8 protein-coding genes are annotated in these 9,686 nt (G+C 72.2%); 6 read left to right on the top strand and 2 right to left on the bottom strand.

Annotated features, from left to right (window positions below):
* From ACY45C_RS05525 to ACY45C_RS05500, 6 genes are all read left to right on the top strand, one after another.
* The coding region (locus tag ACY45C_RS05525) for a hypothetical protein (protein ID WP_462186570.1) at positions 1-205 on the top strand (205 nt) is incomplete at its 5' end.
* A 123-nt stretch (positions 206-328) separates the two neighbouring features.
* Positions 329-1,396: a hypothetical protein gene (locus ACY45C_RS05520; RefSeq protein WP_462186569.1), complete on the top strand. Its 1,068-nt coding sequence runs from the start codon at positions 329-331 to the stop codon at positions 1,394-1,396.
* Positions 1,397-1,526: 130 nt separating this feature from the next.
* A complete protein-coding gene (locus ACY45C_RS05515; protein WP_462186568.1) occupies positions 1,527-2,723 on the top strand; it encodes a hypothetical protein in 1,197 nt (398 codons plus the stop codon).
* Positions 2,615-3,787 carry an aKG-HExxH-type peptide beta-hydroxylase gene (locus ACY45C_RS05510; RefSeq protein ID WP_462186567.1) on the top strand — a complete coding sequence of 391 codons (1,173 nt, stop codon included), beginning with the start codon at positions 2,615-2,617 and terminating at the stop codon, positions 3,785-3,787. The genes ACY45C_RS05515 and ACY45C_RS05510 overlap by 109 nt, the downstream gene beginning before the upstream one ends.
* A 205-nt stretch (positions 3,788-3,992) precedes the next feature.
* Entirely contained in the window at positions 3,993-4,571 is a 579-nt protein-coding gene (locus ACY45C_RS05505) for a MerR family transcriptional regulator (protein WP_462186566.1), read from the top strand.
* Complete coding sequence (locus ACY45C_RS05500; protein ID WP_462186565.1) at positions 4,571-5,548, top strand: aldo/keto reductase; 978 nt, start codon at positions 4,571-4,573, stop codon at positions 5,546-5,548. The genes ACY45C_RS05505 and ACY45C_RS05500 overlap by 1 nt, the downstream gene beginning before the upstream one ends.
* Here the strand turns inward: ACY45C_RS05500 and ACY45C_RS05495 are convergent.
* Together ACY45C_RS05495 and cobN are read right to left on the bottom strand one after the other, a co-directional pair.
* Positions 5,538-6,512, bottom strand: a complete 975-nt coding sequence (locus tag ACY45C_RS05495) for a winged helix-turn-helix domain-containing protein (RefSeq protein WP_462186564.1) — start codon at positions 6,510-6,512, stop codon at positions 5,538-5,540. The two genes, ACY45C_RS05500 and ACY45C_RS05495, sit on opposite strands and share 11 nt — an antisense overlap.
* Before the next feature lie 128 nt (positions 6,513-6,640).
* Positions 6,641-9,686 (bottom strand): cobaltochelatase subunit CobN (gene cobN / locus ACY45C_RS05490; protein ID WP_462186563.1); only part of this gene is annotated, 3,046 nt, incomplete at its 5' end.

The raw sequence follows: 9,686 nt of genomic DNA, 5'->3' as shown, positions 1-9,686 counted from the left end.
CCACGCCGCGAGCCTGGCAGCCCTCGGCGAGACCGAGGCGGCCCGGGCGCTGAACGAGGATCTGTTGCGCGAATCTGAAATGTCGCTGGACAGAAGCCATCCCTACCTCCCGATAATGCGGGAGAACCTGGCGGTCCTCACCGGCCGGCAGGCTGGCGGCGGGCGTGGCCATCGAGAAGTCGACATCGACATCTCCAGCATCTGAGCAGCGTGATGAGGCCGAGCGACGAGTGCACGGTGGCAATCCACCGGCGGCCGGCCCGCCCGGACCGGGGTTTCCGGTCCGGCGTCGGCCGCCACCCGCCGGGAGCGGCAGAAGGATGAGCTGATGGTGACTGTTCCTGATGATGTTGTCGAACCCCACATCGTCACCGCGCCGCATGTCGGTGACGAATACAACGGCATCCGGCAGAAGTTCCGCGGGGCGGTGGCCGTCACGGGTGCCCAGTATCTCGAGTACTACGTCCACGGATTGCCGACGGTGTCGGCCGACCTTCTGCACCATCCGCGGCTGGCCGACTATTTCCATGGTTCACGCACGGTGGAACGGGCCCGCCGGGACTACGAGATCATCGGCCGGCAGCTGAACCACCGGATGACGGATCTGAACACCTCGCTGGCCGGTCTCGCCAACGGGCGGCTGATCCGGACGGTCTTCGCCGCGCAGGACCGGGCGGTGCTCTACTTCGACGTCGACGAGGGGCAGTACATCGTCGGGGTCTCCCTCGGCGCGGACGCCATCGAGTCCGCTGACCTGACGCTCTCGCAGACCGCGACGGAAATCCGGGCGGCCCGGGGGGTCGGCGACCCCAACTACGGCGGCTATCATCGGGGGGACGGCACGTTCCTACCGTCGCCCACCCGCGTCGACGGTAGCCCGGACACCGGCTCTCATCCATTCGTGTCGCTGCCGAGGCCGTCGGCGCCGGTGTTCGCCAATCCCTGGGCATCGCTGATCAAACGGCGTTGGTCACCCGCCGGGGACTCGCGGGAGGAGGAGTTCCAGGCCCAGGCCGTCAGCGTCCTGAAGCCCGGTGACCTCCAGTACATGGCCCTGGTGCGCGGCGGCACGGTGAGCGCCGCCGACCTGATGGACCACGACGACCTCAACGAATTCTTCGTCGGTCTGAGCCGGGAGGCCCGCCGGGAGGGTTTCGTCAAGGTCGCCGCCGAGTTCCTCGCCCTGAGCGATCTGCTCGACGGTCTGCTGCGATCGGTCCTGAACCGCCGATTGACCCGCACCGTTCTCGACGTGGAGAAGGGCGCGCTGTACTTTCATCGCCTCAGCCGTGACGAGTTCCTGATGGGCATCACCCTGGATCAGCGTCGGGTGTCCGAAGCCGACCGCCGCTTCCAGTTGCTCGTCCGCCGACTGACGGCTTCGGACGGCCGTTGAAAGGCGCCAGATGACGCCAGGTGAATCCCGTCGATGGACGGGATCATCGTCGATGTCCTCGCGTATTCTTCGTCGAGCAGGTCCCCGCGTCGCGCCGGCGCGTACCCGTTGGTGGGGAGGCCCCACATTCATGGCCCACGATCTGATGCCCGTGCCGTCCGGTCTGGTGGATCTCTGCGAGGTCGACGCTGACCAGCTTGCCTTCCTCGCGGGCCCACCCTCGGGAGAATGGCAGCGATGGATCGCCGCCTGGATCGGCCACCCGGGCGGGCCGCTGCCCGAGGACGTCGCCCTGGCCCTGGGCGGGGATCTGGACCTGGCCGACTACCTGCCCAGGACCACATCCTTCGGGGAGATGCCGGACGGCACCGACCCCTCGAAGCCGCCGCGTCCGCCCGGGGCCGCCGCCTGTCCGGGCGGACGGCCCGCACCCGGTAGCGCCATGACATCCGCCTCTCGGCGGCCCGCCCGTCCTACCGGACCCGCCCGTCGGGTGGTCTCCCCACCCGCCGCCCGGCACCGGATCACCCCGCGGGATATCGAGGCCGTGGCGGGCGGGCCGCCGGGTGCCGCACCGCTGCGCGAGCTGCTGCGGGGTCAGATCAGCAAACGGATGCTGATGCTGTGGGCGCTGCTACGCGGCCTCGAGAACGCCGACCTCGACGACGCGACACGCACCTGTGTGGATGAGGCGCTCCGCGTGCTCGGGGACGCTCAGCGGCGGGCCCGCGACGCCGTCCACGACCTGCTCCTGCACCCGACGATCGGGACCTGGCTCGCCGGCAGCCTGCGGCGGTGCTGGCACGGGTCGGCCGGACCCGACCTCGACCGCCTCGGTTACGTGGGTGGGATCGCGGTGGCCGCCGCCCTGCGGGCCCGGATGCCGTGCCGGGTGCCGGTGCGGATCATCGACGGGCTGGTGTCGATCCCCACGGTGGGCGTCGTCGGGTCGGGGGTCACGAGCGGTTGGGGCGTCGCGCACGTGTCCGACCGGCGGGTGACGCTGAGTGGCAGCCCCGGGCGGGGACCGGCCGGTGGTGACGGCTGGACCCCGGCGCGCACGCTGTCGAGCACTGTCGACGGTCACCGGATCGCGTTGACGCTGGAGGACACCGACCCGTTCCGGGCCGCGGACACGCTTCCCCTGGCCGTGGCCACGCGCTGCGATGAGGCGGCGGCGGGGCCCGGTGGCAGCGCCTGCTCGACGGCGCCTGGAGCGTGCTCGCGGGCGACGACGGGGCGCGGGCGGAGGAGGCCGCCGCGGTCCTGTCGGCGCTGGTCCCGTTGCGCGAGGTCCCGGATCGGCCCGGCACCGGCGTCACCGTGATCGACGCGCTCGGCGCGCTGATGGTCAGCCCGCCGACCGGCGCGCTGTGGCTTGCTGTCGCCGTCGTGCATGAGGCGGCGCACACCAGACTGGAGATGCTGAGCGATCTCGCGCCCCTGATCGGCCCGCACGACGGCTCCGTGCACTACGCTCCCTGGCGGCCCGACCCCCGGCCACTCGCCCGGCTGCTGCACGGCGCCTTCGCCTTCGCCCAGATCGCGGCCTTCTGGGCGGGGCGGTGGGCCCGGGACGGCGCCGGGTCGGATCTGGGCGCGGCGTACGAGTTCGCCTGGTGCCGGGACGCGGTCTCGGCGGTGCTGCCCGTGCTGCGGGAGGCGGCCGGGCTCACCGAGGCGGGCCGCCGGTTCGTCTCGGCCCTGGGCGCCAGGATCGACGTCTGGATTGCCGCTGACCTGCCGATCGCGGCTACTACCACCGCCGCCACCGTGCTGCGCGACATCGCCGTCGTCTGGCGGCTGCGCAACCGCCGGCCCGACCGCGACCACATCGAGAGATGGGCGCGGGACTGGGCGGCCGGTCGGCCCTGCGGACGGCCGGTACCGCCGTCGTCCCGCCTCGTCCCCCAGACCGAGCCGTATAGCCCGCACCGCCACGCCCGGCAGGCGCTGACCTCGCTGCGGTTCGCCAGGACCGACCGGTTCGGCGGGCTCGCTGGTTCTGCCGGGTTCGCTGGTTCTGCCGGGCTCGATCCGGCGGCCTGGCCCGTCAACGCGACCCTCGGGGACCTGCTCTACGTGCGCGGAGACCTCGGCCTCGCGGCCGCGGAGTTCCGCCGGGAGCTGCAGGACCGTCCGGGGCGAGCGGAGTCGTTCGCGGGGCTGGCCCTGGTGCTGGCCAGACGGGCCGGGGGACTGCAGCGCCGGCTCTACCTCGACCACCCCGAGGCGTTGCTGGCCCTGAGCGTCCGGATTCGGGAGCTGACCGGGTCCACCCCTGACCCGCGCACGCTCGCGCGGTGGATCGCGGCGGGAGGCCTCGGCCATCCGGATCGCTCGTGGCGATCTCTCGAGACGAGGCCGCTGCCGGTCGGTGCCCGGCGGTAACCCGACGGCGGGGAGGCCGGCGGGGAGGCCGTCCCGCCGGGGGTATGCCGTGCCCCCACGCTGACGACCCGGCGTCGACAGTCGGCGTGGGCGGTTGACGGCCGCATCCCGCTCCGTTCGCGATGACGCAGTCGGCGAATCCGGAACAGCGAGTTTCCGCGGGCCACGTTGACTTCGTGCGCACTCCAAGTCCTAGCGTTTTCGTATGGCCACGATCGAGGCGCCCACGGTGACGTCCTCCCCGCCGGCCGTGACGCCGTCTCCGGCCGTGACGCCGTCTCCGGTCATGGTGGCGGAGCCGGATCAGGGCTGGTGCGCGCGGTTGGGCCCGGCGGTCCGCCCGGATGGATGCGACCGGTCCGTTGATCCGTGCGCGGTCGGTCCGGGGGGTGAACCGGAGGCCGCCGGGACCCTCACGATCGCCGAGGCCGCCGCGGCCACCGGAGTCAGCGCGCACACGCTGCGGTACTACGAGCGGGTGGGGCTGATGCGGGACCCGGTCGCCCGTGCCTCGTCGAGCCATCGGCGCTACACCGTCGAGGACGTCCGCTGGGTCACGTTCCTGACCAAGCTGCGGCTCACCGGCATGCCGATCCGGGAGATGGCGCGCTACGCCGAGCTGGTGCGCGCCGGGGAGGGGAACGAGGCGGAGCGTCTCGCCCTGTTGACCGAGCATCGCCGCCGGGTCCTGGCGCGCCTCGACGAGGTGCAGCGCAACCTCACCGCCATCAACGTCAAAATCAGCATTTATCAAGACATCTACCAGGAGAGGACCGTCCACTGATGCGCAAGGTCGCGCTAGGAAGCCAGGGCCTGGAGGTCTCCGTCCAGGGTCTGGGCTGCATGGGAATGTCAGAGTTCTACGGCGCTGGCGACGACGCCGAGTCGGTCGCCACCATCCACCGGGCGCTCGACCTCGGGGTGACGCTGCTGGACACGGCGGACATGTACGGCCCGTACCGCAACGAGGAACTCGTGGGACGGGCGATCATCGGCCGCCGGGACGAGGTGGTGCTGGCCACCAAGTTCGGCATCATCCGTGACCCCGCCGACCCGACGGCGCGGGGGATCGACGGCCGTCCGGAGTACGTGCGCTCGGCCTGCGACGCCCCCCTGCGTCGCCTCGGCGTCGACCACATCGACCTGTACTACCAGCACCGGGTCGACCCGAAGACGCCGATCGAGGATACCGTCGGCGCGATGGCCGAGCTGGTCAGCGCCGGCAAGGTGCGGTACCTCGGGCTCTCGGAGGCGGCACCGGCCACCATCCGTCGTGCCCACGCCGTCGCCCCGATCACGGCCCTGCAGACCGAGTACTCGATCTGGTCCCGCGAACCGGAGGCCGAGATCCTGCCGACCCTGCGGGAACTCGGCATCGGGTTCATCTCCTACAGCCCGCTCGGGCGTGGCTTCCTGACCGGCACCTTCCGCTCGGCCGCGGACTTCGCCGCCGACGACTTCCGCCAGCACCTGCCGCGGACGCACGGCGACAACTTCGACGCCAACCTCGCCGTGCTCGCCGAGATCGAGAAGCTTGCCGCGGAGAAGAACGTGACCCCCGCGCAGCTCGCGCTGGCATGGGTGCACCACCAGGGCGACGACGTCGTGCCGATCCCTGGCACGAAGCGGCGCCGCTACCTGAAGGACAACGTCGCAGCCACCAGCATCACGTTGACGGCCGCCGAGGCGGAGCGATTGGGCGCGGCGGGGGCGGACGTGGCGGGCACCCGCTACCCCGACATGTCATCCGTCAACGGATAGCGAGGCCCGGTCGAGTCCGCCGCGGCGGCGGGTTCCGCGTCGCCCGATTCCCCGATGGTGGCGGTGGAGTCGTGAGAACGGGAGTCGGGAGAGGAGCCGCGACGCGTGAGGTCGGCGACGAGCAGCAGACGCGGTAACCCACCCCACGCACGGTGAGAATGTGGGTGGGCGCGGACGGGTCGGCCTCCACCTTGCGCCGTAGCCGGCGCACGTGGACGTCCAGCATTCTGGTGCCGCCGAAGTGGCCGTACCCCCAGACGCGTTCCAGGAGCTGCTTGCGGGAGACGACCCGGCCACCCGCGACAGCCAGCTCACACAGCAGAAGGAACTCGGTCCGGGTGAGGTGCTGGCCCTCGCCGCGCCGGCTGACCACGCCCTCGGCCGGCCGGATCTGCAGCTCGCCGACGCTGAGCGCGCTGGCCGTCGACTGTCCCGGGCGGGCACGGCGCAGCAGCGCCCGGATCCGCGCCAGCACCTCGGCGGTGACGGGGGGAGCAGTGACACAGTCATCGGCCCCGGCCTCCAGCCCCGCGACGATCCTGGCGGGATCCGACCGCCCGGCAACCATGATGAGGGGAAGATCCCCGGCGGCGCGCAGACGGCGGCAGAACTCCAGCCCGTCGATGGCCGGGGCGCCCGCTTGCGCGTCGACCGGTTTGACCGATTTGATCTGTTTGATCGGTTCAATCAAGGCTGGGACGGTGTCCGGGCAGCCGTCCGGCGGCGGAGAGGCAGGGTCCGTGGTCGAACCCGTCCGCCGGGCCGGGACCGGGGGCAGGACCGGGGGCAGGCGGGCCAGGAGCAGATGGACCTGGGCGGGTCGGGCGACCAGGTCGGCGAGCGCCGCCTCGCCGCTGCCGGCCATCTCGACGGCGTACCCCTCGCCGAGCAGGGCAGGGACGAGGTCTCGGTGCATGGCGGCCTCGTCGCCCACGAGCAGAAGTGTCGTCCGCACCAGAGACATTTTCCCGGATTCGCGACGGTCGGAACCGTGAGGTGGCCCGCCACCTGTCCGCCGCCGACCATCCGCCGCCCTCTGACCTTGCTGCCCTCTGACCTTGCCGCACTCCGAGCTGGCCGGACCCGGCGATCTCAGGCGTCGCCGGTGGGACCGTTCTCCAGGTCGCCCTCGGTGCGCAGGTACAGCTCCTGCAGCGCGTCGAGAGTCGCGGCCTCCGGATGCTCCCACAGGCCGCGCGCCGCGGCCTCCAGCAGCCGTTCGGTGATGCTATGCAGCGCCCAGGGGTTGGACTCGGCGAAGAACTTCTGGTTCTCCGGGTCCAGCGCGTAGGTTGCGGCGAGCCGTTCGTACATCCAGTCCGCGACCACGCCGGCGGTGGCGTCGTAGCCGAACAGGTAGTCGACGGTGGCGGCCATCTCGAACGCCCCCTTGTAGCCGTGCCGGCGCATCGCCGCGAGCCACCGCGGGTTCACCACCCGGGCGCGGAAGACCCGGGAGGTCTCCTCGGACAGCGTCCGGGTGCGGACCGCCTCCGGCCGGGTGCTGTCGCCGATGTAGGCAGCCGGCGCCCGGCCGGTCAGCGCGCGTACGGTCGCGACCATGCCGCCGTGGTACTGGAAGTAGTCGTCGGAGTCGGCGATGTCGTGCTCGCGGGTATCGACGTTCTTCGCGGCAATGGCGATTCGCCGATAGGCCGATTCCATGTCCTCCCGGGCGGGGATGCCGTCGACCCCGCGGCCGTAGGCATAGCCGCCCCACGTCGCGTACACTTCGGCGAGGTCGGCGTCATCGCGCCAGTTACGGCTGTCGATCAGAGGCAGCAGCCCGGCGCCGTACGCCCCCGGCCGGGAGCCGAAGATGCGCAGGGTGGCCCGCCGTTCGTCGCCGTGCCCGGCGAGGTCCGCACGGGCGTGGGCGCGCACGAAGTTGTCCTCGTCGGCCTCGTCGAGGCCGGCGGCGAGCCGGACCGCGTCGTCGAGCATCACCACCACGTGCGGGAACGCGTCCCGGAAGAAGCCGCTGATGCGCACGGTGACGTCGATGCGGGGCCGGCCGAGCTCGGCGAGGTCGATCGGTTCGAGCCCGCTGACCCGCCGCGACGCCTCGTCCCAGGTCGGGCGGATGCCGAGCAGGGCGAGCACCTCGGCCACGTCGTCGCCGGAGGTGCGCATCGCGCTGGTTCCCCAGGCGGACAGGCCCACCGACTCGGGCCAGGTGCCGGTGTCGGCCCGGTACCGCTCGAGCAGGGAGGTCGCCATTGCCTGGCCCGTCTCCCAGGCGAGCCGGCTGGGGATGGCCTTCGGGTCGACCGAGTAGAAGTTCCGCCCGGTGGGCAGCACGTTGACCAGGCCCCGCAGCGGCGAGCCGCTGGGACCGGCCGGGACGTAGCCGCCGTCGAGGGCGTGCAGCACGGCGGTGACCTCGTCGGTGGTCCGGGCGAGCCGCGGCACGATCTCCGTGGCCGCGAACCGCAGCACGGCCGCCACCGTCTCCCGGACCGGGTCGGTCTCCGCGTCCGCGTCCGTGCCTGCCGGGCCGTGGACTTTCCTTGCCTTTCCAGAGGCTTTTGTGTCCGGTTTATCCCTCTGGATAGGCAAGGGGGGCAAGGGGGTGGTCGCTGGCGAGGGAGGGGGGGCGAGGACGGTCGTCACCACGTCGGATGCGGCCGACGGGTCCCAGGCGCGTTCCTCCATCGCCGTTACCAGGGCGAGCGCCGTCGCTTCGGCGGCGTCGACCGCGCCGCGGGCCGCCCGGTCGTCCTCGACGAGCCCGAGGGCCTCCCGCAGCCCCGGCAGGGTGACGCGCCCCCCCCACATCTGCCGGGCCCGCAGCATCGCGAGCACCAGGTTGATCCGCGCCCCGCCGGTCGGCGCTTCGCCGAGCACGTGCAGGCCGTCGCGGATCTGCGCGTCCTTCACCTCGCACAGCCACCCGTCGACGTGCAGCAGGAAGTCGTCGAACTCGGCGTCGTGCGGCCGGTCGGCCAGTCCCAGGTCGTGATCGAGCCGGGCGGCCTGGATCAGCGTCCAGATCTGCGCCCGGATGGCCGGCAGCTTCGCCGGATCCATGGCGGCGATGGTGGCGTGCTCGTCGAGCAGCTGTTCCAGGCGGGCCAGGTCGCCGTAGCTCTCCGCGCGGGCCATCGGCGGAACCAGGTGATCGACCAGGGTCGCGTGCGCCCGACGCTTCGCCTGCGTGCCCTCGCCTGGGTCGTTGACGAGGAACGGGTAGATCAACGGCAGGTTGCCGATCGCCGCGTCGGTCGGACAGGACGCGGACATGCCCACGGTCTTGCCGGGCAGCCACTCCAGCGTCCCGTGCTTGCCCAGATGGACGACGGCGTGCGCGCCGAAGCCGCCGAAGCCGCCGGGGCCGCCGGAATCGCTGGAGCCGTCGGCGAGCCACCAATAGGCGGCGAGGTAGTGGTGGCTCGGCGGCAGGTCGGGGTCGTGGTAGATGGCGACGGGGTTCTCCCCGAAGCCGCGTGGCGGCTGGACCAGCAGCACGATGTTGCCGGCCTGCAGCGCGGCGAGCACGATCTCCCCGTCCGGATTCGCGGACCGGTCGACGTACAGCTCGCCGGGCGCGGGCCCCCAATGCCGTTCGACGCTCTCCCGCAGGTCGGCGGGCAGGGTGTCGAACCACGCCCGGTACCGCGCCGCGCTGATCCGGACCGGGTTGCCGGCGAGCTGCTCCTCGGTCAGCCAGGCCGGATCCTGCCCGCCCGCGGCGATGATCGCGTGGATCAGGGCGTCACCGTCCTCGGCCGCGACCCCCGGCAGCGTGCCCGGGCCGTCGTCGGGCCCGATGTCGTATCCGGCCGCGCGCATCGCCCGCAGCAGGCGCACGGCGCTCGCCGGGGTGTCGAGGCCCACCGCGTTGCCGATCCGGGAGTGCTTCGTCGGGTAGGCCGAGAGCATGAGCGCCACTCGGCGTTCGGCCGGTGGGACGCGCCGCAGCCGGCCGTGCGCGACGGCGATGCCGGCCACCCGGCCGGCGCGTTCGGTGTCGGCGACGTAGCTTGTCAGCCCGTCCGCGTCGATCTCCTTGAAGGAGAACGGCACGGTGATCAGGCGCCCGTCGAACTCGGGGATCGCCACCTGTGTCGCCGCGTCCAGCGGGGACAGCCCGTCGTCCGACTCCGCCCAGGTCGCCCGGCCGCTGGTCAGGCACAGT

It is taken from the genome of Frankia sp. CcWB2 (genome assembly GCF_977927585.1).
The sequence above is the reverse complement of the archived record's forward strand: the minus strand, read 5'-3'. Positions and strand labels throughout refer to the sequence as shown.